Raw genomic sequence first — 22,539 nt, 5'->3', positions numbered from 1 at the left:
CCATGCAAGCTTCCTGCCATATGAAACCGGCGCTGAAATTGCACTAAGTCAAAGTCTTGGGGTTTTTTGATTTTGATGACGGTACAGGCGGCCCAAAAGAGACATTCGACATGCTTTTGTTTTTGCAGCTGCAGCCCACTTTGCGGACATCGCTTCACATGTTTCAATTAGATCAAGCTAGCTCCGCTCACTTCGCGCGATTTCAGAAAGCGTCTGCCTTAACCAGCGGTGCGCCGCATCGCCGTCCTTGCTGGCATGCCAGACCAAGTGGAATGGAATGGTCGGGAAGGTCAGCGGGCATGCGACGCTGTCGAATTCCCGCATGAGGCCCGGCCCTAGTTTTGACGGAATTGTCGTGATGAGCGCCGTGCCTTTCATCATTGGTGCGAGTGACTCGATATTGCTGGTCTCGAGTTTAATCCGCCGTTTCCTATTTAGCTTTCGCAACTCCAGATCGACCCCGCTCCGCGCACTTCCGCCCAGGCTAGCCACCGCATGATCCGCTGCGCAAAAATCGTCCAGTGTCAGAGGAGGAGTGCGAACCACCGGGTCGAAATAGGTGACAAGCTCGTCTCGAAGCAAAAGTTTCTGCTTCAAAGCGCCTGACTTCGGTGGCTCTGAAAGCAGAGCAATGTCCAGTTCGTCTCGTAGCGCTGCTACCAGTTTCCGGGTTTCCATTGGGCGCACGATCAGACGGCAACCGGGGGCCATGCTCATCACCTCCGTTTGAAATGCCGCTAGAACCGTTTCGATTTCAAACGCAGTCGCTGCGACAACGAAGTCTCTGGTCGCTTCGGCAATTTCAAAGGCTGCGGATCTGCCCAGGTATTCCAGTTCGTCGAGCACCCTTGAAAAGGTTTCGATGATCCGCGCTCCGGCAACTGTTGGTTCCATTCCGGAGGCCCCGCGAATGAAAATTTCATCGTTCAGCGCCTGCCGAATTCGATCCAAGCGATAGCTCGCAGTAGATTGGGACAGCCCCTCGTCAAAAGCGGCATCTGTGACAGATCCTGTCCTCGCGATGCCAAGTATCAGGCGCATCGACTTCACGTCGATGGCATTTATATCGAAATTTTCCATTGTATATATCGACAAAAATCCATTGTATCGATTGCATAGACTGTCGATGTTCCTCTGGCAACAAACGCAAGGAACAGAAAATGACAATCTTGAATTCTACTGGCCGTTCTCTCCTACCCATGCTCGTGGCGGTCGGATTGTTCGTCCAGCCAGTCTCAGCCGATGTTCATGTGGGCAATGCGGCTGTCGCCCTTGAAGATGTGGTATTTCAACCTTTCGGCGACACGCCAATTGAAATTGCTGTGCTCAACGGCAACCCCCAAACTGGCCCATCCGCAGTGCTTTTGAAGTTTCCACCAAACTTTCCAGGTGCCATGCACACCCACACCCACGGATACCATGCCTTGGTGATCTCCGGCGCTTCCAAGCATTGGATTGCAGGGCAATCGGAAGAAAATGTGCCGCTGCAACGGCCGGGCGACTACTGGTACCAGATCGGCGGTGAAGCCCATCAGGACAGTTTTCCGACCGACGAACCAACTGTCATCTACGTGCAGTTCGAAGGCCCGATGGACATCGAGCCAGCCGAATAGGCGCCAGCTGAAACAATCGGAGGGTCACGCAAACGCGGACCCGTGACCGGAGTTCATACATGATGACAACGTCAACCAACGCGTCAAACAAGGCCCTTGTCGAGAAGCTGTTTCTGGAGGGTTTTTCCAAGAACAACGCGGACGTATTGAGGGAGGTTCTGTCAGAAGGTTTCGTCCTGTCCAGTGCAGGCGCGATCGCTGATGATCAGACCAACGCCGTAAGCGACCGAGACGCCTTGATTGCAGGGATGCGCCACAATCACAACTGTTTCGAGGGCTGGGGCTTCGTCATCGAGCATATCATGGCCTCCGACAATCACGTTGCAGTAAGGTGGACGGCGACCGGAAAGCATGTCGGTTCATTCATGGACGAAGGCCCAACAGGCGAGATGGTGACCCTGAAAGGCAATTCGCTTTACCGGATCGAAAACGGAAAAATCGTGGCAGATTGGGTCTTCGCGAACCAGGCCGAGTTCGGTGCCCAGCTAGGCATTGGCGCATTGCCGCCCTTGGGCGACGGAGAAAAGCTCGTCCGGGGTTTTTGGAGCAAGGTCATAAACGCGCACGACCCCAACGCCGCCGACGCGCTCATGGCCAAAGACTACAAGCAACATGCTGTTGGCATCGCCCAGGGCCCCGAAGGCTTCAAGGCCTTCTTTCGAGACGTTCTTGCAAGCAGTCAAGGCATGAAGGCAGAGGTTTTAGGCTTGATAGAGGCGGAGACGCTTGTGGTCTCGTCAACCCGCATTTCGTTTGACGTTCCGCCCGAAGGTTGGAGCGCCTCGCAGACCATTATTGACGTGTTCCGCACGGACGGCATGAAACTGCTCGAACACTGGGATATGGCTGCTGAGTAGTTGGGGTGGCGAATTACGCTGAAGACCGATCAAGCTCGATATAATGTTGAGCGTAGCTTCAATCTGCTAAAAACACGACGTCAACCAGCCGCTCGGATTACCGGGCGGCTGGATTTTTGATCGGCTCAGCGTGAATAGACGGCGGTAATGCGTGCTGAGGCCAATGAATTGGCGCCCGTCATGAAGCCGACCAGTGCGGCGCTGGCATTTTCATCCAGCCCGAGGCTTTCAACCCCAAGTGCGTGCACGGCGAATTGGTAGCGGTGCACCTCGCCGGGAGGCGGGCATGCGCCGCCGAAACCCGCCGTTCCGAAATCGGTGCGGCTTTGCACCGTCCCGGCGGGCATCTCGCCCCCTTCGGATCCTGCGCCGCGGGCCAATGCGGTTGCATCGGCGGGGATATCGAAAGCCACCCAGTGCCACCAGCCGGAGCCCGTCGGGGCATCGGGGTCGTAAGCTGTGACAACGAAGCTTTTGGTGCCTTCGGGCGGATTGCTCCATTCGAGCGCGGGAGAAATGCTGTCCCCCTCGCAACCGAACGCGTTCAGGACAATGGTGTTGTCGAGTTGCTTGCCTTCGGCGATGTCCGGGCTCGAAAGCGTGAAGCCCGTATCCGCGAAGGCCGGGGCAACGAGAGATACAGCGAGCGCTGCGGTCGTGATCAGATGTTTCATGGTCAATCTCCATCGGAAGTGTTTCGGATGGGACCTGTATTTCACCAAGGCGTCGCGAATGATCCCCGACGCCGATCAAGGTTTTACGCTATTCGCGCAAATGGCTTCGGCATCGCGCGTAGCCGCCCTGGTGTGATACCGAAGCGGGTCTTGAACGCCTCGCTGAGGCGGGATTGCGAGCTGAAGCCGCATTCGAGGGCGATCTGCGCGAGCGGTTGCTGCGTGGTTTGGATGCGCGAAAGTGCGGATGTCACCCGCACGTCGCGCAGCACCCGTGAGAAGCTGGTGCCTTCCCGGCTGAGCGCCCGTCGCAAGGTGGCTTCGCTCATCGCAAGCGCTCGCGCGGCGTCGGGTGCTTTCCACGGGCGAGCGACATCATTTTCCAGAAGCGCCCGCAGACGGTGCTTCAGCGCATCGGAGGCGTGGACGCGATGAGCAACGCCGTTCAATTGGAGCCATAACAGCAGTTCCTGCATCCGATGTGTCGTGATCCTGTCGGGCAGCGCAGGGCTCCGGAGGCTGGCGACCAAGTGTGAGAACGCGTCACGGAAGCCGCAAGCCATCTCTCCTTTCCGAAGTTCGCGAGCATGCGGCGGATTGGGGTGGACCCTCAGAAACTGCTTGATCACCGCATCGTCGATGACCAGCCCCTCCGACAGATACTGGCCGGTCTCCCCAATGATGTTGCCGATCCGTAGGGTTTCGCCCTGGCGTAGGTAGACAAACTCACCTCGCTGCACAGTTGTTTCGGCGCCTGCGACGCATTGCACTGTTTTGCGGCTCGAGCGGATTCGCAGAAGGCAGGTTCTGGAGATATGCAACTGCTGAAAATCCGCGCTGCAACACTGGCGAAACTCGACATAGCGCACTGCCTGCCTAACGTTGGCGTCCTCTGACAGGCGTGATCCGTCCATGCCGAAACCTCCTCTTTGCTAGGACCGTTCGGCGTCGTATTCGGAGATCTCGATGAGGTTCTGGTCCGGGTCGCGCAGATAGACGGACCTGATCGGTCCGGTCGCCCCAGTGCGTGGAACGATGCCTTCTTCAATGTCGACACCGCAACTTTCGAGATGGGCAACCACCTGATCCAGAGGGAGGGCGGATATCAGGCAGAAATCGCCGCTGCCCGGCGTCGGTGTCAGCGCCTTCGGCTCAAACTCCTTGCCGCGTTGATGAAGGTTGATCTTCTGCACCCCGAAGGCCAGCGCCTTGCGGCCACCGGCAAATTCCACGACCTCCATCCCAAGAACGCGGGAGTAGAAATCGCAGGTTGCCTCGATAGAGGCGACGGTGAGGACGAAATGATCGACGCGGTCGATTTGCATGGCGGGGTCTCCTGTTTTGGCTGCAGTCTAAGTGCAACTTGGACGGACGGCCCCGTTCCTATTGGAGACCGCCCCCGTCTTAGCTAAAGATGCAGGCTTCATGAGATGGCATCATCCGCGCTCAGATGCCCCAGCAAGGCGCGGATCGGGCGGGCCAGCGCGGCCTTGTCGCGCACAGCAATTCTCAGGCTACGCTCTGCCCAAGGCTCTGCAACAGGGGCCATCCGCAGGTTTGACGCAGCAAGATAGGGCTCCACCGCGCCCAGCGGCAGGATCGCAATTCCGAGACCAGCCTCGACCATCCGGCGGACGCCATCAAAGCTAAGCACTTCGACGCGAGTACGCAATTCCAGACCCTCCTCGGCGGCTTTCCTGTCGATGAAGGCCTGCAGGGAGCTGCCCTTTTGCAGGCCGACAAGGTCGTGGGATGAAAACTCGCGAAAGGCCACCGGCCCATCGGTGCCAAGCGGATGCCCTTTTGGGGTCAGAACCATCAAGGTGTCGCGGCGGTATTCAAAGACGTCCAGATCGGGATCGGGAACAAGGCCGGAGAAGATACCAATATCGGCGATGCCGTCGCGCACGGCGGCCACAATCTCGGGCGATGTCAGTTCGGTCAGATCGATCCGCATGTCGGGATGCGCGTCCACGAAATGCGCAAGATCTTCCGGCAGAAACTGCGTGATGGCCGAGGTATTCGCGGCGATCCGTACGGTACCACGCACGCCCTGCGCGAAATCGCTCATGTGATCGTCGATGCGGTCGAGAAGCCTTTGGAGGTCTCGCGCATGTCTGAGCATTTCGTCGCCAGCTGGGGTCAGTTTGACCCCCTTCTGCTGGCGGTAGAAGAGCGGCGTTCCGATCTCTGTCTCAAGGTCGGAAATGCGCTTGCTGATGGCAGAGGCAGCGATGTTTTCCTGCGCGGCGGCCTGCGCAATGCTCTTCGCGGCGGCCACGGCCACGAAGAGTTCGAGCGTCAGAAGATCAAATCGTTTCCGCATCCAGCCTGTTTCCCGGTTTAGCGGGTTCTATCATGCTGCGGCGGTCTTCGAAAACCGTGTCTCCACTTCTTGCCGCAGACGATAGGCATCTGTATTCGTGTCGGCTTTGATGTCGTTCCACGTGATCGGCTGACCCTCTGGCACATCCCTGATCAAGGTCACGTTATGGGCCAGACCAAGTGGCACATAGCCGCCCTCCAACGACAGTGACGCGGGTCGCAATCCGCCCGCGACGGTATAACCCCCTTCGCCGTCCAGGATCTCGCCCTTCTTCAGATTGCGCTTTGTGACCGCCGCCACATCGGCGCGGAAGTCTTGCGCAGCGCCTGTCGGTTCGCCGCGCAGTCCGACAGAGGCCACCGATATCCCAAGTTCCAGTCCGATCAGGTGCCAGCGCTTGTAGTTGCACATGTAGCGACCGCTGTCGTCGGTCACGACCTTGTATTCCTCGAAGCAGTTGCGCAGGTATTCGGTATCGCCTTCGAAGCAGACCCAGACGCCTTTGCGAATATCATGCGGGATTTGCGCACCGTCCGGCGTCAGGCAGGAAATGACGTCCACCATCCCCTTATGATCGAGCACCCCGCCCTCCGCGCGTGGACGTGCCAGATTGGGTACGTCGTCAATCCCGCCCGACGGGAAGACGAGCCCATCCGCCGGCGCGTCCAAGCCGCAGACATTGGCAATCGCGGCGCTTTCAATTGCAGGTTTCGATCCGTCGAGGAAGGCGTTGAACATCTTGGGATTCAGGCGACCGCGTTCGGCCTGTTCGCGCGTGAGGCCCCAGTGATCCCAGACGGTGTCGGGCGTGGATTGCCTAAAGTGCGGCATCCACTTGTGCCCGCGTCCGGCAGCAACCACGCTGAACCCGCAGGCACGGGCCCAATCGACCAGATCACTCGCCAGCGCTGGCTGATCGCCATAGGCCATGCTGTAGATCACGCCCGCCTCCCGCGCCTTGTCAGCGAGACCCGGCCCGACGAAGGCATCCGCTTCGACCGTGACATTGATCACATGTTTGCCGTTTTGAAACGCGGTCAACGCATGGGTCACGGCGGCGATCGGATTGCCGGTGCACTCAATGATGATTTCGACGGCAGGATGAGCGATAAGCGCCTGCCAATCATCGCCCACGAAGGTCGCGCCTGACGCGGCCGCCGCGTCAAGGCTGGCGGCGGAATACGCCTCCCCCTCCCAGCCGACGAGCTTCATGTTGGATTTCGCTGTACCGGGGTTCAGATCCACGACGCCGACAATATGGATGCCCTTCAGTCGCAACGCCTGAGCGAGAAACATCGTCCCGAACTTGCCAGCGCCGATCATGCCCACGCGGATCGGATTTCCCTTGGCGGCACGCTCTTGGAGTTTTGCGAACAGGTTCATTTGCTCCCCTCCTTCGACCAGCCTTCATGGGTGAGGAAGTCGAAATCGCAGCCTTCATCGGCCTGCAGCACGGTTCGGCTGTAAAGGCCCCGATAGCCCCGCCTCTCAGGCTCGGGCGCTTGATGGGTTTCGAGGCGACGGGCGATTTCCGCGTCATCGACCAGAAGATCAATCCGCTTCTCGGCCACGGACAGTCGGACCCGGTCACCGTCTTGAACAATAGCCAGGGGACCACCAACCGCCGCCTCGGGCGACATGTGCAGGACAATCGTGCCGAAGGCGGTGCCGGACATGCGCGCGTCGGAAATCCGAACGATGTCCTTCACGCCCTGACGGGCCAGTTTTTTGGGGATCGGCAGATACCCTGCCTCCGGCATGCCAGCCGCGACGGGACCCGCGTTCTTCAGCACCATGATGTCATTGGCCGTGATGTCGAGGTCTGGATCATCGACGCGATTGGCCAGGTCTTCGAGGCTTTCGAAGACGACGGCGCGTCCTTCGACCTCGAACAAGTCCTGCGTTGCTGCTGCCCGTTTGAAAATCGCACCCTGCGGCGCGATGTTGCCCGTCAGGCTGATCAGCCCCCCTTCGTCCGAGACCGGATCGTCAAAACTGCGGATGACCCTGCGGTCCACCCAGTCGGGTTCGTTGTCCAGTCGCTCTGCCAGTGTCTGGCCCGTGACATCCACCGTATCGAGATGCAGAAGATGCCGGATTTCCCTCAGCACCGCCCCGACCCCGCCAGCAGCGAAGAAGTCTTCCATGTAGCCCTCGCCCACCGGTTTGAGGTCGACAAGGACCGGTGTTTCATCGGAAATCTGGTTCAGACGCTCCGGCGCGATCCGGATGCCAAGCCGCCCGGCGACCGCCGTGAGGTGAACAATGGCATTGGTCGACCCGCTCACGGCCATCAGCACGCGGAACGCGTTTTCGACGGATTTCTCGGTGATGATCTCGCTTGGTCTGCGGGGGGTCTGGATCAGCTCAACCGCCAGCTTGCCGCAGTGCTCCGCTGCCACGAGCCTGTCGGCATGCACGGCGGGGATGGCTGCGGTTCCCGGCAAGGACATGCCCAAGGTTTCGGCAATACAGGCCATGGTGCTGGCGGTGCCCATCACCGCGCAGGTGCCCGCCGTGGTGGCCAGACGGCCCTCGATCTCGGCGATTTCTTCGGCTTCGACCTCGCCGGCCCGGAACTTGCCCCAGAAGCGGCGGCAATCGGTGCAGGCACCAAGGCGTTCCCCCTTGTGGCGGCCGGTCATCATCGGACCGGTCACAAGTTGCACGGCAGGAAGATCCGCCGACGCGGCCCCCATGAGTTGGGCTGGAACGGTCTTGTCGCATCCGCCGATCAGCACCACTGCGTCCATCGGCTGGGCGCGCACCATCTCCTCGGTGTCCATCGACATGAGATTGCGGTAGACCATGCTGGTCGGCTTGAGGAACACCTCGCCCAAGGAGACGGTCGGGAACGGCCTCGGCAACGCACCCGCCGCCAGAACGCCACGCGACACCCCCTCCACCAGATCGGGCATCGAGCGATGGCAATTGTTGAAGCCGGACGGCGTCATCGCGATGCCGACGATCGGTTTGTCGAGCATGGCGCGCGACAGGCCCATTGACCGCGCGAAGGAACGGCGCAGATAGGCGGCAAAGTCCTTGTCGCCGTAGTTCGTCAGCCCGCCCTTGATCCCTTTGTCTTCAGCCATTGCCCGTCTCCTTTCGGCAAGTCACACCCAGCAGACGCTCGTAGACGAGAACCATCGCACCCTTGTCCTTGGCGCCATGTCCCTCCAGAAGGGCCTGCTGATAGGTTGTTGTTGCGGCCGCCAGAACAGGCGCCGGTATCTGGTATCGGGCGGAGATTTCCGCGCCGCTGACAAGGTCCTTGTAGGCCGATTGCAGCGGGTAGCCGGTGTCGAAAACACCCTCCAGGATCTGCGGAATGAAATACTCAGACGCATAGCTGCGCCCGGTGCCGGAGTTCACCACCTCCGCTGTGGTTTCAGGGTCGAGCCCGAGCTTCACTGCCATCGGCAGGATTTCCGCCAGCGCGGCGACGTTGATGTCGAAGAGAAGCTGGTTGATCAGTTTCGTCAACTGCCCCGACCCAACGGTGCCCGTGTGCAAGATACGGTTGGCCATGGTCGAGAGCGCGGGCGTCAACTGACCTACCGCCTCACACTCCCCGCCGATCATCATCGTCAGGGTGCCGTCCTCCGCCCGTTTCCGCATGCCGGAGACCGGAGCGTCGAGAAAGGTCATGCCAAGGGCCGCAAGGCGCTCCCCAATGCTAAGCGTAAGGCCGTATTCGATGGTGGAGGTGTCGACGACCATCGTGCCGGGGCGGAGATGCCGCGCAATCCCGTGCTCGGGATCAAAGAGTGTTCTCTCGACGATCGCACCACTCGGCAGGCAGGTGATCATCACGTCAACGCCCGCAAAATCGCCCACATCTTCAGCCTTCGAGGCGCCAGCATTGATGGCTAGATTCATCGCTTCTTCGCTGAGATCGAAAACCTTCACATCGTGTGAAGCCGCGAGGTTTGCCGCCATCGGCGCCCCCATCTGGCCCAAGCCAACAAATCCAAATCGCATATGCCGCTCCCATCGTTCGTTTGGTCAGGGAGTAGCATCGCTGAAGCCAAAATCGCGCATTCCGAATTGAGAACGCCCCGTTCAGGGTTCACGAAGGCAAACGAAATATCGAAGGGGAATGTAACTTGACGGCCCTGAGCGGACATCGACCGCCAAGTAGGAACGCTGCGGCGCGGCCCGTCAAACTGGACAGCGTCAGTTTATTGTTTCCATCATTAGTCCGGATCTTTTCCATTCGAAGGCGCCACAGGAAGATGCGCCAATGGAGCCTGAAAGATCGAGGATCGCGTGATTGCTCGCGGCTCAATCGGGCCTTTAATCGCCTTGTTGTAAGTTGCTATGCGGTTCTTCTCAAAGCGGGTGCGGACAAGGACACTGGCACTCCCTGCTGAATTGATCTGAAAGCATCATGTCCAAAGCTAAATTGATTGCGAATTCAACTTTGGAAACCACGCGACTACCGATGCGCCTTCAGGTGCGGCTTCAATCTCAAGACCGCCATTGTGGTTGGCACATATCTTTCGCGCGATCGCTAGACCAAGCCCGCTGCCAGCGCTTGGGGTGACCTGCGAAAACCGTGCAAGCGCGTGCAGCGCGTCATCTCCCCATAGCCCGCGTCCATTATCTTTCACCCGTACCACGGCCCGTTCTTCACGCTGCAGAACCGATATGGTGATCTCCAATTCAGGTGCACCGGCATGCTGCACAGCATTGTCGATTAAGTTTTGGAGCACTTCCTGCACAAGAAGCGGTTCGCATCTGATCCACATGTCCGGTCCCCGATCAAAGTTGATCTGAACGCCCCGTCGCAACAAATCGGGCGCGCTGCGCTCAAGGACCTCGGCGGCCAGCGCATTCACCTCGAACGGCTTAGCGTGATCGCTGAGCTGCCCCAACTCGCGATTTCGCTCGAAGGATAAAAGCTGGTTCGACAATCGGCTAAGATGCTGCGAGGCCGAGCGCAACGCGGTGATCCGCTCAAGCTGCTTCGGTGCAGCGCCGTCCACCTCCAAGGACTGCGTCAACGACACGACCCCTGCGATCGGATTGCGCAGCTGATGGGCGGCGTTTGAGATAAACTGGTCTTTCGAGCTGATCCGCCGCGATATACGGTCCAGAAGCAAATTCAACGTCGCGACGATGCCTGTGACCTCTTGTGGGACACTCCGTTTGATAGGGCTCAGATCGCCGACGTCCCGTCTTGCAATCGCGGCCTCCAGATTTGTCAGCGGGCGCAAGGCAAGGCGAAGACCGAACCACGTTACGACCAGAACGGTCAGCACGAGCAGCGCAAGCACAGTAACGGTCTGTCGTACGATCCCCCGAACAAAAGCATTCCGCGCCTCAAGCTCTTGCCAGACCGAAATCACAAAATCACCGGCCACCCAGCCCATATCGACGGGCTCACTGAGCTGAAGAACCCTGACCGGCACGTCGCGATAGACACCAGAGTAGATCTTCGCTGGGCGCGACAAAACGGTGTCCACCGTCTCGGGCTCTATGGATGGGTTCACAGGGGGCGTGGCATATCCTGTGACAAATGATCCGTCCGGCCCCTTTACATGATAGAAGATCTTGCCCTCGGACGTCTCCGTCAAAAGGCGGAGCGTCTCGTTCGACAAGGCTTCGCCGTCGCGGATCGCAAAATCGCGCGCTATGGCCTGGCCAACGGACAAGAGAGTTCTGTCAAACAAACCTTCCGCAAGTCGGTTGGTCTCAATCACCCGCCACAGTCCAAGCGCCAACGAAATGAGAAAGAGAGGAGTAAGCATAACGGCCAGCAGCCGCGCCCTGAGAGAAACCGCAGAACGGCTCAACCGTCCGCTTCCATCAAGTAGCCAAATCCACGAACAGTTCGGATCGAAATCGAAAGGCCTTCGAGCCTTTTGCGGAGACGGGAGACGTGAACCTCTATCGCGCTCGTCTCCACATCCGCGCCAGTGCCGTAGATATGCTCCAAGAGACGTTCCTTGGACACAAGCCTACCTTGTGCCAGCGCAAGGGCTTCAAAAAGGGCCACCTCGCGGCGCGTCATGTTAAGACGCTCCTGCCCGTTTAAAACCTCGCGCGCACTGACGTCGAAGGTCAGGGGCCCAACAACTAGCGTGGCCGTCAAACTGGCGTGGCGACGCCGCAAGAGCGCTCGCACGCGCGCCGCGAGCTCGCTCATTTCGAACGGCTTGGTCAGGTAGTCATCCGCTCCTGCATCGAGCCCGTCGACGCGATCTTCGGTATCCGCCCGCGCGGTCAGCAGCAAAACCGGGCAATCCTGCCCAGATCGCCGCAGTCGAGTCAGCACATCCAATCCGCTTGCGCCGGGCAGGTTGATATCCAGTATGATCAGGTCCGGCGGATCCGCGAGAAGCGGACCCATGGCCTCGGCCCCATCCGGATACTCATCGACCGCATGCCCCTCGTCAGTGAGCAGGAAAGAGACCGCTTTGGCGACCGCTTCGTTATCTTCAACTACCGCAATCCGCATTTTCGAAACTCACGTTAGCTTTCTGAAAGGTTGCTCGAATACACCTAAATGACGCGGCGGGGAGGGAGCTCCGCCCACACCAAAAGACAAGACATCCTTGAAGATGTCCACACCACTGGGAGGACCAAATGAACTTAAGTGAAACCACGCGCCGCGTGGCCTTTAGCGCTGCGACGTCTGTCCTTGCGAGCTTCGCGACGCAAGGCGTTGCCGGCGGGCACGGCATTGATCTGGCGGGGAAAACCGTCGATTTTGTTATTCCATTTTCTGAGTCCGGCGGCTCGGCCAAGTGGGCCAACTTTTACGCCCCGCTTCTGTCCGAAGCGCTGCCCGGCAACCCGACTGTTGTCGTCAAGTTCATGCCGGGCGCCGGCTCCACCAAAGGCGCCAATTGGTTCCAGGAGCAAGCCTACAATGACGGCACCTTGATCTTTGGGACCTCGGGCTCGACGCAATTCCCATACCTGCTGGGCGACCCAAGGGTCCGTTATGAATACGGCGACTGGAACGTCGTTCTGGCCTCAGGAACGGGCGGCGTTGCCTACCTGCCGCCAGATCTCGCGAGCAAGATGGATGGTCTCGACGCCACAGCGCTTCAAAGTGAGAACTTCATCTACGGCAGCCAGGGCGCCACGCGCCTCGACCTTGTTCCCCTGTTGGCGTGGGAGATGTTGGGCCTGAACGTCGAGCCGGTCTTCGGCATCAAGGGTCGCGGCGATGGCCGCCTGATGTTCGAGCGCGGCGAGGCAAATATCGACTACCAGACCTCATCGTCATATCTCAAAGGTGTGACGCCGCTGGTTGAGGCTGGGACCGCCATGCCAATGATGACATGGGGGGCCTTGGGCGAAAATGGCGAGATCGTGCGCGACCCGACCTTCCCCGACATGCCGACGTTCAAGGAAGTATGCGACGCGACCCCGGCCTGCGAGACGTCGGGCGAGCAGTGGGAAGCGTGGAAGGCTTTCTTTGTTGCGGGCTTCCCCGCCCAGAAGATGGTGTTCCTGCCAAATGGGGCCTCCGAGGATGCGATCGTGACCTACACGAAAGCGTTCGACGAGGTGCTTGCTCGCAACGATTTCGCAGAGATTTCCGCGAGCCGATTGGGCGTTTATCCGCAAATGACCGGCGACGCCGCACAGGCGACGTTGGCCCAAGGGACGCAGGTTCCTGACGAGGCAAAGGCCTTCGTCGTGAACTGGCTGAGCGAACGCTACGGCGTCACGCTGAACTAGGGACCTCCCAAACTCCGTCTCCGCTTTGGCATTCCGCCATGCGGAGGCGGAGTGAGGTCTTCAAATCGAAAGCCACCTGATGGACGTTCTGGCTACGGCCCTTCCCGCTTTGTCCGAGGCATTCGCCCTCATTTTGCAACCCAACCAGATCATGTTCCTCATGATCGGTGTGCTCTTGGGGCTGTCTGTAGGCGTCTTCCCCGGGCTCGGCGGGATCGCGGGCCTGTCATTGGTCCTGCCATTTATGTACGGCATGGAACCCGTATCGGGGCTGGCTTTGATGGTGGGGCTAATCGCCGTCATTCCCACCTCAGATACATTCGCAAGTGTGTTGATGGGTATACCTGGCTCGTCCGCCAGCCAGGCGACGGTGCTGGATGGGTTTCCGCTCGCCAAAAGAGGGCACGCGGCGCGCGCATTGTCGGCTGCTTTCACCTCCTCCCTCTTCGGAGGGCTTCTTGGCGCGTCTGTCTTGACCTTTTTCATCCTGATCGCCCGGCCGCTCGTCTTGGCCTTTGGGCTGCCCGAGATGCTGATGATCACGATCCTTGGATTGTCGATGGTGGCGATCTTGGCCGGCAGGGTCGTCTTGAAGGGTGTTGTCGCCGCCTGCCTCGGGCTAATGGTCGGTACAATCGGGGAGGCAGGGGCCGGCGGCAGCCTGCGCATGGCAACCTATGATATTCCATATCTCACCGACGGCCTGAGAATTGTCATCGTCGGTCTTGGTATCTTTGCCATCCCCGAAATCATCGCGCTTCTTCGGCAGGACCGCGCGATCTCAAAGGACGCGAAGCTTGGATCTGGATGGTTTGACGGGATGCGGGATTGGTTCGCCAACATTTGGCTGTCGGTCCGGTGCTCGGTCATCGGTGTAATCGTCGGGGTGATCCCCGGCCTCGGCGGTTCAGTGGTCGACTGGATCGCCTATGGTCACACGGTACAAAGCAGCAAGAACCGCGAAGGCTTCGGCAAAGGGGACATCCGCGGCGTCATCGGGCCGGAGAGCTCGAATAACGCCAAAGAGGGGGGCGGGCTTGTGCCTACCCTGATCTTTGGCATCCCAGGCTCGGGCTCTATGGCGATCTTTATCGGTGGCATGGGGCTTCTGGGCTATGATGCTGGCCCGCAGCTCATCAATAACAACCTCGATGTTACCTACACGATCGTTTGGTCCCTCGCGCTGGCCAATGTCTTTGGTGCGGGGCTCTGTATTCTGCTTTCGGGGCAGATTGCGCGGCTCACGACAATTCGGTTCACGCTGCTTGCGCCCTTCCTTTTCATGATGATTGCCTTCGCCGCCTTTCAGTCGCGGCAGTCTCTTGGGGACCTCGTCGCGCTCTTCGCGGTCGGTTTACTTGGCATTCTGATGCGGCGCTTCGACTGGTCGCGCCCGGCTTTCCTGATTGGCTTCGTGTTGTCCTATCAGGCCGAGAATTTCACGAACATGGCCCACCAGATCGCTCGCTCCAAGTTCCGCAGGGAGTTCGAAGCAGGGATCGAGTACGTCTTTTCCCCAATCGTCATCGTCCTTCTGATCATCGTGGTGCTGTCTGTCCTTGTCGGGATACGTCAGTCCAAGAAGGTGCTGCCCGAGGGCGACATCGGGACCGGGGCCAAGCGTGCGCCATTGATTTTCGCGCTTTGTATCCTCGCATATCTGGGAATTGCGGTTTGGAACGCCGCCGGGATTTCTTTGCTAAGCGACAAGATTTTCCCGCTTACGGTCGGTTCGGTAGGGTTTGTCGCGACGGCATTCCTGGTCGTCCAGATGATCCGCCTGCCCGAAGGCAACGCCATCTTTGCAGATCGCGAAGCCGCGGGGGAGGATGCCACAGCCCCGCACAAGTTGTGGCCGACCCTCTCATGGCTGGCCTTCTTGCTCGTCCTGTCAGCCCTGACCGGCTTCATCATCGCCGCAACCGCCTTTGCCCTAAGCTTCCTGCGCATGCGGGCTGGGTTGCCATGGGCTACGGCTGCACTGATGACCGTCGCCGGCATCGCATTCCTGTGCTTTCTGGCAGGTTCTTTGAACCGCGACTTCCCGCCCGGCGTGCTGCAAGAATATGTTGATCTTCCTTGGCCGCTCCGCTGACCCCCCAGCTGAAGCTGCGGGGCGGGTACGGCCTCGCTTAACGGTTTGCGGTGCTGCGATGTTTGGCCGCGATAGCGCGGGTCAAGGCAGCGTCGAGTCCTGCGGCTTTGATCATTGAGGCGCATTCAAGCATCTCCTGCGCACGCCGTTCGCCATGCGCCTTCACGCGGGCAATGTGGTAAGGCACCAGCTCCGCCCAATCGAAGCCTGGAAAGGTATCGGATAAAGACCCGCAGACCTCGGCCCATGTCCCGGTCTCCTCAGCGATATCCATCGCCTCAACAAAGACTGCCTCAAAGCCTTTGATGAAGATCGAGCGTGTCAGTTTGATCTGCGCTGACAGACCGTATTGCGTACCGACCGCACGCACGTTCAGGCCATGATCGTCCAGCATACAGGCCGTCAGTTCTGCCGATGGGCCAGACAATAACAAAGGGACCCGAACGCCACGCTGGGGAACCGTGTCCATGGCCACGCCAGCCGTGAAGTTACCGCCTTGTGCGATCACGTGATGGGCGATCCGGGTTTTGGTCTCCGGCCCGATTGAGTTCAAGTCTACGAAGGTCTTTCCCTTCAACGGACCTAAGCTCAACGCAGCCGACTCGGCATTGGCAACCGTCACCGTTGAGAGGATCAGGTCCGACCTCTCTGCGAGGTCAATCGCAGAGGCGGCGGCACAGATTCCATCCTCTTTCAGACGTGCCTGCAGGCCCGCGCGGTCCTGCGATTGGCCCAAGAGGATGTCATAAGCGCAGACATCGAGACCGGAGGCGCGAAGCTGCCTGGCAAAGAAGGGACCCGCCTCGCCATATCCCAGGACGCCGACCCTCATTCCGCGGGCTGTCGTGGCAGCGGCTGCTTGGGCGGTGGCACCTGCTCGCCATGTTCGGCAAATTGCTCGTGCGCATGCCGCATCAGCGCCGCGAAGCGATAGATGCCGTGGACGAACTTGCCGTATGGCATTGTGACAAAGAAGGCGAACACCACGCCCAAATGCAGCGCCAGGAGCAGGCCCATAGCCGGGGTGGCACGAAAAGCGGTCAAAACTAGCCCCGAAAGGCCAAGCAACAGCAGGATCCAGAGAAACGCGGCCCCAAACCCCTGATCTTCGCTTTTTAACACCTGCAAGCGATTGCGCTTTTCAATCATCAGCCCAATCGGCCCGGCGACCAGTCCGATGCCTCCAAGTACGCCGAAGATTTTGACGGGCGTCCACCACGGATAAGGGGCCTGCCAGTCCAACACATAGTGAAACAGGGTGCCCGTGCTCGTTGACGCGAAACAAAGCAAGAAGCCGTAGAAGGTCAGATGGTGGTAAAGCCTGCGCTTGTCGTTGGGGTGCTCGTTCTCGTTCATGCAGCCCATGCCGCCCCCGTCGAGATAGCGCAATTTCCCTGCATCTTTGGCAGCGCGCCAAAGCGACCTCAGTGTAACGGGCATGGGTCCGGCGGCCCGCCAGAATCGGGTGACGCCGATCGCAATGCTGAGGATCGCAAAGAGAAATGCACCACCAAAGATCACGACCATCATGTTGTGTGGCATGACACGGTAAAAGGCGCCCGCCTCAGTTCCGCTGGCAAAGAGCGCCGCGGGATCAGACACCGCTACAAAACCGGCGATGAAAGCGGCCACGGCCAGAACCAAGGACAGCGCGATGACAAAGCCGTTGCGCTGAAAGAGATGTTGCGCAGCGGCTGGCCATGCGTAGGTGGCATAGGTGTCCTCGCGCAGATCCGCCATCGCCTTTGGCACATTGATCGCAAATTCATGCGGCGGGGCGTATTGGCAGTCGTGGTAGCAAGCACCGCAATTGTGACAAAGGTTCGAAAGGTAGTCGACATCGCCTGCCGCAAAAGTTCGGCGCAGTTCCATGGCTGGGAAGACAGCGCATAAGCCTTCGCAGTAGCGGCATGCATTGCAGACCGCCATCTGGCGCGCCACCTCTTCCCGGTTCATTTGCGTCAGCGCGGCAAGATCAATTTCTGACATGGCGCGCGGCCTCCGTGCCTGCGATGCGCCCGAAGACGCTGCCAATGGTCATACCGATCCCGGCGAGGTACCCCTGCCCCAGAATGTTGCCTGCCATGATCTCTCCCGCGGCAAAAAGATTGGGGCTGACTGTGCCGTTCTCCATCACAACGCGTGCATCGCGGTTCACCTTGACCCCCATATACGTGAAGGTGATGCCCGGCCTGAGTGTATAGGCGTAAAAGGGCGGCTCCGAGATGGGTCGCGCCCAGTGTGATTTCGGCGGCTCCAAACCTTCTGTGTGGCATTCGTCATGAACGGTGTGGTCGAATGCACCGGGCACGCAGGCCGCGTTAAAGGTGTCTACCGTTTGGCGCATCTGCTCGGGATCGAGCCCGATCTTTGTGGCAAGCTCCTCGAGCGTGTTGGCTGTTTCAGGCGGGAAGACCGACGGCATGAAAAGGTCAAAGGACTTTGCATCAATGATGACATGGCCAACCTGATCGGGCTGCGCTGCAACAAGCCGCCCCCAGATGGCATAGCGCTTTGGCCAGAAATCCTCACCCTCATCATAGAACCGTTTGGCGTCCGCGTTGAGCACAACGCCGAACGGGACGCAGTCAAGGCGGGTTACGATCCCACCGTCAAACTTTGGCGCGCGGCCATCGACAGCGACCGCGTGGCATTGATCCGGCTCGCCCGTCGTCTGCACGCCTGCATCCATCAATAAGCGCAGCAAACCGCCGGTGTTGTACGGTGTGCCGCGGATCAGGAAGTTCTGCGCTGCAGGGCCCCATGCCTCGGTCAGCCATTCGATATTCGCTTCAAAGCCGCCCGCCGCCGCAACAAAGGCGCGGGCCTCGATACGGTCGGCCTTGGGGCTGTCGCCATCCCAGCCATGCGTTACATCTGCGGCAAGGAAGAAGCCGTCTTCGATCTCTAAGCCGGTGACAGCGGCGTCATAATACACGACGACACCAAGATCCTCTGCAGTGCGATAGAGCGCGTTCAACATGGACCGACCGCCCCCCATGAAGAACGCGTTGGTCCTGCCAAGTGACAAGGTGCCGCCCAGCGACGGCTGGAAATGCACGCCATTCTCGGCCAGGAAATCCCACACTTCTTTGGAGCGTTCGAGCGTCAAGGCGGCAAGCTCCTCATCCGTGACGCCCTTGGTCACGCGCATGAGGTCCTCCATGTATTCCTCGACCGGGTAGGGACCGGTCAGGATGCCGTTACCCTCGTCATGGGCCAGCCGGCAATTGCGAGTATGGCGCGTGTTCCCACCGCGCCACGCCTTGGGTGCAGCTTCTACGATGCAAACAGAGGCCCCGCCTTTGGCGGCAGAGATCGCCGCACACAAGGCGGCATTGCCGCCACCTGCAATCAAGACATCGTAGGTCACACCGGCAAACCCGAAATCGTCACCAGCTTTTCCTTCATCATCTCACGGATCGCGTATTTCGGCCCCTCATGCCCGAAGCCGCTATCCTTGGTGCCACCATAGGGCATGAGATCAACACGCGAGGACGAGGTCTCATTGATATGAACGCCGCCAACGTCAAGGGCGAGTGCCGCGCTCATGGCGCGTTGCAAATCATTGGTGAATATCCCACTCGCCAGCCCGTATGGGGTGGTGTTCACACGCGCGATTGCCTCCTCGACGCTTGCAATGGGCAAAAGGCAGGACACCGGGCCGAAGATCTCTTTCGTCATCACCTCGGCATCTGGCTGCGGGTTGTCGATGATGGTAGGCTGCATCACCGCACCATCGCGCCCGCCACCGAGCAGCAGCCGCTGACCTTCAAGCATCCGCGTCACACGATCCGCCGCTTCAACCGAAATCATTGGGCCTACATCCGTGTCCGCATCTGCGGGGTCGCCCGTAACGAGGCGCTCCGCCTCTGCAAGATAGGCGTCTCTAAATTCGGCATGCGCTGGCTCTTCAACCATGAGCAACTGTATCGACGTGCAAACCTGCCCCGCCTTCCTGAAAGAGGCGGCGGCGGATTTTGCGGCGGCACTTGCGATATCGGTATCCGCGAGAACGATGGTCGCGGCGATGGAGCCAAGCTCCATCTGCGTCCGACGCAAACCTGCCGCTGCCTGTATGGCACGCCCGGCCCCGGTTGAGCCCGTGAAAGCATAGAAATCTGGACGACTGTCCGCCAAAAGCGCCTGCGCCACGGGGATCCCCCCATGAAGCACAGCCAAAGCACCATCGGCCGCGCCTGCCTCGGCAAAGCATTGTGCTAGCAGGTTGGCGGTCAGCGGGGTTTTGTCCGAGGGCTTAAGCACGACGGCATTGCCTGCCGCAAATGCGGGGCCCACCTTGTGGCAGACCGTATTCAGCGGCGCGTTGAAGGGCGTGATGGCCACGACAATTCCAATCGGCAAGGGCATGGTAAAGCCAATGCGGCCCCCACCCGTTGGCGCACCGCCGAAAGGCACGAATTCGCCAGACAGTCGTTTGGCCTCTTCGGCCGAAAGGGTCAGCGTTTGTACGGCGCGGTCAATTTCGCCATTGGCGTCCTTGATTGGAAAGCCTGCCTCCGCCGTCATCGCCGCCTGGAACAACTTGCGCCGCTCCGTCACCATGTCGCGCACGCGCGTCAGAATCTCGTAGCGGGCGTAAGGCTTAAGGGGAGCGCGAGAATAGCCCACCGCCTGGGCCAAAGCGGTATCTACATCTTCGGCCCCGGACTCGGAAACGTTAGCGATTTCGGTCTGGTCGTACTTGTTCAACACTGCAAAGCTGGCCTGCGTTTCGTAAAACGCGTTTCCACGAAACAGCCCCGTCGGTATGTCGCCTATTCCCGCCATCAGAACTGCGCCTCGTATTGCCGAGGGCTAATCCGTGCGCCGATCACAAGCGGCACATTCCCGGTGTCTGAGCCAAGCGCTTCTGCCAACGCGGTCTCGGTTTCGACCACTATTCCGTTGCACGCCATGGATTGCGCCATCTTCTCGGTGTCGGTCTCTTCGATGACCGTCCCGGTGGAGGCGAATTGCCGGGCCATCTGCTTCAACTCAATGCGGTTGAGAGACTGGTCAAGGAAGACCACAACCTTGATCCCGAGCCCCATGGACGCCGCAAGCCGCAGCTCTGACTGCACCATAGCCAGCCCCCCGTCGCCTGTGAAACAGATCACTTCGGTCTCTGGCGCATAGATTTTGGCCGCAATGGCGGCGGGAAGGGAAAACCCCATCGAGGACAAGCCATTGGTCATCAAGAGCTTACGGGGGCCAGAGGGGCGCCACCCCTGCCCGACCAGCAGCTTGTGGCTGCCAACATCGGTTGTGACGATGGCGTCTGGTGCAACAACCCCCTGGGCGGTTCGGATTACGTCAGACGGGTTCATCACGCCAGAAACCCGTCCGGCATCGAACGCCTGCTGCAAATCCGCGCGGTGCGTGTTTACGTCTGAAAGGTCATATCCCGACTGACTCTCAAGATCGTCGGTCAAGGCAGCGACGGCCTCTTTCACCGGGCCAATCACTTCGATGTCCGCGGCGTAGATTTGGTCGGTGTTGGGAACGCAGTCGATATGGATGACCTGCGATGTCACGGTCCATGGCTTGATAAGCTCGACCGCGTCGAACCCGATGTTCAACACAAGGTCCGCGCCGTTGACGAAATCCCACATCAGGTCATTGCACGCCATATCAAGAGTGCCCGCAAAAAGCGGGAGATCTTCTGCAACCGTTCCCTTGGCCATGGGGGACGCAACAATCGCCGCACCGATCTTCTCTGCAAGCGCTACGATCTCCGGCCCGGCGTCACTTTGCATGGCGGAAATGCCGAACAGGATTAGCGGCCGTTTCGCCTGCCGGATAGCGTGCTGCGGGCTCTGATCGCCAACCACGGTCAGGCCATGATGCACCGTACCGCTAGGTGGCAACGTGATGTCGCTGTCTAAAACCTCTGCCCCGACATAGTCAGCTGGAGTGGACAAATGCACCGGCCCGGGGCGCGGCGCCGCCGCGACCCTCAACGCCTTGCGCATCACCTGCCCTGCGCAGTTTGGGGCAACGCTAGCCACGTATTTCGAAACCGGCGCAAAAAGGGCGTGCTGATCGACAACCTGGTGCGTGAATGTGGGCTGACGCTTGGTGTCGATTTGCCCTGAAATGGCGATCATTGGGGTCCGGTCAAGATATGCGTTCGCGACCGCATTGACCAAATTTGTTGAGCCAGGCCCAAGAGTTGACAGGGCCACGCCCGGCTTGCCGGAAAGCATGCCCCATGCTTCAGCCATCAGGCCAGCCGTGCCTTCCCGCCGTCCCAATACGAAATCGACGCCCACCTTGCGGCAACCCTCGAGGAACTCCACCGACGGATCGCCCGGATATCCGAAGACCGGTCCGGTCCCGGCCGCCTTCAGCGTCTCTGCTATCAACTCTGACACATTCATACAGGGGCTCTTACCTTCGCTCAGATTCGCTTCTGTCCTTTATTGTATTGTTTTGTATACATTGCAATACAACATCTTTTTGGCTGCCACTTAGAGGTACGATGTGCAAAGTGCGGTGGAACAAGAGAGAGTAAAATACCCATGGCAAAAGGTCGGATGACCGCGGATGACGCCTACAAGATCCTGCATGACCGAATTATAAGCGGCGATCTGAAGCCCGGGCAGAAGATGCGCGAGGTTGAAATCGCCGAGAGCCTTGGATTGTCCCGCACCCCAGTGCGCGAGGCGTTTCACAGACTGAAGAGCGACGGACTTTTGACTCAAGAACCCAACAAGGGAGCAGTCGTTCGGCAGCTCGACTATCAATCGGTGTCCGAGCTTTACAAGATCCGCGAAGTGCTGGAGGGCACGGCCGCGGCGATGGCGACGCGGCAGATGTCAACGGTCGAGTTGAAGGCCCTTTATGAGTTACTAGAAGTGCAAGACGCAGCCAAGGACGATGTGGCGGAAGCCTCCCGGCTCAATAAGGTGTTTCACCACACCCTCTGCCAAAGCGCTCATAACCGCTACCTCGTGGAAATGATCGATAGCCTCGATCTATCCATGGCCCTTCTTGGCCGGTCAACCCTTGGCCTTGAGAGCCGAAAGGCCGAAGCCATTGCCGAACACCGAAAAATCCTTGATGCAATGTCCGAGGGCGACGCGGCGAAGGCTGAGAACGCCGCACGCGCACATATTCGAGCAGCCCATGCTGCTCGCTTGACCATAATTTTTGAAGACCAACGGTGAACAATACGCTTCAAGCGTTAACTGGGTTGATTGACTGCCTTTTTGGTATCTATCTTTTGCAACACGTGCTCGCGCTCTGCATCTTTTGATCAAAGGCGAGCAAT

General features: G+C 59.4%; 20 protein-coding genes. 5 read left to right on the top strand and 15 right to left on the bottom strand.

Annotation, left to right across the window (positions count from 1 at the left end; genetic code table 11):
* Window positions 1–177: 177 nt before the first annotated feature.
* Window positions 178–1,080, bottom strand: a complete 903-nt coding sequence (locus tag C8N43_RS19400; protein ID WP_107847611.1) for a LysR family transcriptional regulator — start codon at window positions 1,078–1,080, stop codon at window positions 178–180.
* A gap of 80 nt (window positions 1,081–1,160) precedes the next feature.
* Here C8N43_RS19400 and C8N43_RS19505 point away from each other — a divergent pair, with 80 nt between their 5' ends.
* On the top strand, window positions 1,161–1,613 hold the full coding sequence (locus tag C8N43_RS19505; protein WP_146174259.1) for a cupin domain-containing protein: 453 nt from the start codon (window positions 1,161–1,163) through the stop codon (window positions 1,611–1,613).
* A 59-nt stretch (window positions 1,614–1,672) separates the two neighbouring features.
* Window positions 1,673–2,470 (top strand): nuclear transport factor 2 family protein, encoded by a 798-nt coding sequence (locus C8N43_RS19390; RefSeq protein WP_107847607.1) that lies wholly within the window; start codon window positions 1,673–1,675, stop codon window positions 2,468–2,470.
* Window positions 2,471–2,595: 125 nt separating this feature from the next.
* Here C8N43_RS19390 and C8N43_RS19385 read toward each other — a convergent pair whose 3' ends face one another.
* The 9 genes from C8N43_RS19385 to C8N43_RS19345 all read right to left on the bottom strand — a co-directional run bounded on the left by C8N43_RS19385 (window position 2,596) and on the right by C8N43_RS19345 (window position 11,933).
* Window positions 2,596–3,144 (bottom strand): YbhB/YbcL family Raf kinase inhibitor-like protein, encoded by a 549-nt coding sequence (locus C8N43_RS19385; RefSeq protein ID WP_107847605.1) that lies wholly within the window; start codon window positions 3,142–3,144, stop codon window positions 2,596–2,598.
* Between the two features lie 83 nt (window positions 3,145–3,227).
* On the bottom strand, window positions 3,228–4,058 hold the full coding sequence (locus tag C8N43_RS19380) for a helix-turn-helix transcriptional regulator (RefSeq protein ID WP_107847603.1): 831 nt from the start codon (window positions 4,056–4,058) through the stop codon (window positions 3,228–3,230).
* 18 nt (window positions 4,059–4,076) lie between these two features.
* Entirely contained in the window at window positions 4,077–4,469 is a 393-nt protein-coding gene (locus C8N43_RS19375; RefSeq protein ID WP_107847601.1) for a VOC family protein, read from the bottom strand.
* Window positions 4,470–4,567: 98 nt separating this feature from the next.
* Window positions 4,568–5,470: a LysR substrate-binding domain-containing protein gene (locus C8N43_RS19370; RefSeq protein ID WP_107847599.1), complete on the bottom strand. Its 903-nt coding sequence runs from the start codon at window positions 5,468–5,470 to the stop codon at window positions 4,568–4,570.
* A gap of 30 nt (window positions 5,471–5,500) precedes the next feature.
* Window positions 5,501–6,853: an NAD(P)H-dependent oxidoreductase gene (locus C8N43_RS19365; RefSeq protein WP_107847597.1), complete on the bottom strand. Its 1,353-nt coding sequence runs from the start codon at window positions 6,851–6,853 to the stop codon at window positions 5,501–5,503.
* A complete protein-coding gene (locus tag C8N43_RS19360; protein WP_107847595.1) occupies window positions 6,850–8,562 on the bottom strand; it encodes a dihydroxy-acid dehydratase in 1,713 nt (570 codons plus the stop codon). The genes C8N43_RS19365 and C8N43_RS19360 overlap by 4 nt, the downstream gene beginning before the upstream one ends.
* Complete coding sequence (locus C8N43_RS19355) at window positions 8,555–9,451, bottom strand: NAD(P)-dependent oxidoreductase (protein WP_107847593.1); 897 nt, start codon at window positions 9,449–9,451, stop codon at window positions 8,555–8,557. The genes C8N43_RS19360 and C8N43_RS19355 overlap by 8 nt, the downstream gene beginning before the upstream one ends.
* Before the next feature lie 419 nt (window positions 9,452–9,870).
* Complete coding sequence (locus C8N43_RS19350; RefSeq protein WP_146174258.1) at window positions 9,871–11,268, bottom strand: sensor histidine kinase; 1,398 nt, start codon at window positions 11,266–11,268, stop codon at window positions 9,871–9,873.
* Window positions 11,265–11,933: a response regulator transcription factor gene (locus C8N43_RS19345; RefSeq protein ID WP_107847589.1), complete on the bottom strand. Its 669-nt coding sequence runs from the start codon at window positions 11,931–11,933 to the stop codon at window positions 11,265–11,267. Before C8N43_RS19345 ends, C8N43_RS19350 begins: the two co-directional genes overlap by 4 nt.
* Before the next feature lie 128 nt (window positions 11,934–12,061).
* Between C8N43_RS19345 and C8N43_RS19340 the strand changes: the two genes are divergently transcribed.
* Window positions 12,062–13,168 (top strand): tricarboxylate transporter, encoded by a 1,107-nt coding sequence (locus C8N43_RS19340; RefSeq protein ID WP_107847587.1) that lies wholly within the window; start codon window positions 12,062–12,064, stop codon window positions 13,166–13,168.
* 79 nt (window positions 13,169–13,247) lie between these two features.
* Window positions 13,248–15,263 (top strand): tripartite tricarboxylate transporter permease, encoded by a 2,016-nt coding sequence (locus C8N43_RS19335; protein WP_107847585.1) that lies wholly within the window; start codon window positions 13,248–13,250, stop codon window positions 15,261–15,263.
* Between the two features lie 37 nt (window positions 15,264–15,300).
* On the opposite strand, the gene C8N43_RS19330 is transcribed toward C8N43_RS19335, so the two are convergent.
* Genes C8N43_RS19330 through C8N43_RS19310 form a run of 5 tightly spaced genes read right to left on the bottom strand, consistent with a single transcriptional unit; the run spans window position 15,301 to window position 21,640 of the window.
* On the bottom strand, window positions 15,301–16,095 hold the full coding sequence (locus C8N43_RS19330; RefSeq protein WP_107847583.1) for a DUF1932 domain-containing protein: 795 nt from the start codon (window positions 16,093–16,095) through the stop codon (window positions 15,301–15,303).
* Window positions 16,092–17,219, bottom strand: coding sequence for a tricarballylate utilization 4Fe-4S protein TcuB (tcuB, locus tag C8N43_RS19325; protein WP_107847623.1), 1,128 nt, complete (start codon window positions 17,217–17,219; stop codon window positions 16,092–16,094). The genes C8N43_RS19330 and tcuB overlap by 4 nt, the downstream gene beginning before the upstream one ends.
* Before the next feature lie 19 nt (window positions 17,220–17,238).
* Window positions 17,239–18,636 carry an FAD-dependent tricarballylate dehydrogenase TcuA gene (gene tcuA / locus C8N43_RS19320; protein ID WP_107847581.1) on the bottom strand — a complete coding sequence of 466 codons (1,398 nt, stop codon included), beginning with the start codon at window positions 18,634–18,636 and terminating at the stop codon, window positions 17,239–17,241.
* Window positions 18,633–20,054: an aldehyde dehydrogenase family protein gene (locus C8N43_RS19315; protein WP_107847579.1), complete on the bottom strand. Its 1,422-nt coding sequence runs from the start codon at window positions 20,052–20,054 to the stop codon at window positions 18,633–18,635. Before C8N43_RS19315 ends, tcuA begins: the two co-directional genes overlap by 4 nt.
* Entirely contained in the window at window positions 20,054–21,640 is a 1,587-nt protein-coding gene (locus tag C8N43_RS19310) for a thiamine pyrophosphate-binding protein (RefSeq protein WP_158270035.1), read from the bottom strand. The genes C8N43_RS19315 and C8N43_RS19310 overlap by 1 nt, the downstream gene beginning before the upstream one ends.
* A 162-nt stretch (window positions 21,641–21,802) precedes the next feature.
* Between C8N43_RS19310 and C8N43_RS19305 the strand changes: the two genes are divergently transcribed.
* Complete coding sequence (locus C8N43_RS19305) at window positions 21,803–22,435, top strand: GntR family transcriptional regulator (RefSeq protein ID WP_158270034.1); 633 nt, start codon at window positions 21,803–21,805, stop codon at window positions 22,433–22,435.
* The last annotated feature ends 104 nt before the right edge of the window (window positions 22,436–22,539 follow it).

Source organism: Litoreibacter ponti (assembly GCF_003054285.1).
GTDB classification, from domain to species: Bacteria; Pseudomonadota; Alphaproteobacteria; order Rhodobacterales; family Rhodobacteraceae; genus Litoreibacter; species Litoreibacter ponti.
The sequence above is the reverse complement of the archived record's forward strand: the minus strand, read 5'-3'. Positions and strand labels throughout refer to the sequence as shown.

Coding starts and splice junctions, on each gene's coding strand:
- C8N43_RS19340 (WP_107847587.1), top strand. CDS start 12,062: ATGAACTTAAGTGAAACCACGCGCCGCGTGGCCTTTAGCGCTGCGACG.
- C8N43_RS19335 (WP_107847585.1), top strand. CDS start 13,248: ATGGACGTTCTGGCTACGGCCCTTCCCGCTTTGTCCGAGGCATTCGCC.
- C8N43_RS19370 (WP_107847599.1), bottom strand. CDS start 5,470: ATGCGGAAACGATTTGATCTTCTGACGCTCGAACTCTTCGTGGCCGTG.
- C8N43_RS19375 (WP_107847601.1), bottom strand. CDS start 4,469: ATGCAAATCGACCGCGTCGATCATTTCGTCCTCACCGTCGCCTCTATC.
- C8N43_RS19345 (WP_107847589.1), bottom strand. CDS start 11,933: ATGCGGATTGCGGTAGTTGAAGATAACGAAGCGGTCGCCAAAGCGGTC.
- C8N43_RS19400 (WP_107847611.1), bottom strand. CDS start 1,080: ATGGAAAATTTCGATATAAATGCCATCGACGTGAAGTCGATGCGCCTG.
- C8N43_RS19505 (WP_146174259.1), top strand. CDS start 1,161: ATGACAATCTTGAATTCTACTGGCCGTTCTCTCCTACCCATGCTCGTG.
- C8N43_RS19385 (WP_107847605.1), bottom strand. CDS start 3,144: ATGAAACATCTGATCACGACCGCAGCGCTCGCTGTATCTCTCGTTGCC.
- C8N43_RS19305 (WP_158270034.1), top strand. CDS start 21,803: ATGACCGCGGATGACGCCTACAAGATCCTGCATGACCGAATTATAAGC.
- C8N43_RS19390 (WP_107847607.1), top strand. CDS start 1,673: ATGATGACAACGTCAACCAACGCGTCAAACAAGGCCCTTGTCGAGAAG.
- C8N43_RS19355 (WP_107847593.1), bottom strand. CDS start 9,451: ATGCGATTTGGATTTGTTGGCTTGGGCCAGATGGGGGCGCCGATGGCG.
- C8N43_RS19365 (WP_107847597.1), bottom strand. CDS start 6,853: ATGAACCTGTTCGCAAAACTCCAAGAGCGTGCCGCCAAGGGAAATCCG.
- C8N43_RS19330 (WP_107847583.1), bottom strand. CDS start 16,095: ATGAGGGTCGGCGTCCTGGGATATGGCGAGGCGGGTCCCTTCTTTGCC.
- C8N43_RS19360 (WP_107847595.1), bottom strand. CDS start 8,562: ATGGCTGAAGACAAAGGGATCAAGGGCGGGCTGACGAACTACGGCGAC.
- tcuB (WP_107847623.1), bottom strand. CDS start 17,219: ATGAACCGGGAAGAGGTGGCGCGCCAGATGGCGGTCTGCAATGCATGC.
- C8N43_RS19315 (WP_107847579.1), bottom strand. CDS start 20,054: ATGGCGGGAATAGGCGACATACCGACGGGGCTGTTTCGTGGAAACGCG.
- C8N43_RS19380 (WP_107847603.1), bottom strand. CDS start 4,058: ATGGACGGATCACGCCTGTCAGAGGACGCCAACGTTAGGCAGGCAGTG.